Source organism: Bacteroides sp. HMSC067B03 (genome assembly GCF_001811315.1).
Taxonomy (GTDB): Bacteria; Bacteroidota; Bacteroidia; order Bacteroidales; family Bacteroidaceae; genus Bacteroides; species Bacteroides faecis.
In genome coordinates this window covers 1-339 of sequence record NZ_KV804487.1, presented here as the reverse complement: position 1 = coordinate 339, position 339 = coordinate 1, and the positions used below count along the sequence as shown (strand labels likewise).

Sequence of the window (339 nt, the reverse complement as noted above, 5' to 3'; positions counted from 1 at the left end):
CTGTTATCCGGACAACGGGTGAGAAAGATATTAACGGTCGTTTGAGACTGTCTTATAAGGATCTAGTCGATTTTGCAACGCTCGCAAAAACATGGAACCTTCCCGTTACCGATGCCTTGTACATAGTACTTTCCCCACTGCATATGGGTGACTTGTTGCTGGATAAGGATGCGTCCAAGTACTTCTATGACCGTAATTTCTACCTTGATCCGGTAACCGGAAAACCGAAAGGCTTCATGGGCATCAAGTTCTTTGAGAATAACGACTGCCCGTTTTATAATGCGGAAACAGCAAAGAAGGTGGCAGAAGGCACAAAACCGTCTGCCGAAACGGACTTTC

Annotated in this window: 1 pseudogene; it reads left to right on the top strand. The window is 45.7% G+C overall.

What is annotated here, in order from left to right:
* Positions 1 to 339 (top strand): annotated as a pseudogene (locus tag HMPREF2794_RS25640) (hypothetical protein); the annotation flags it as partial.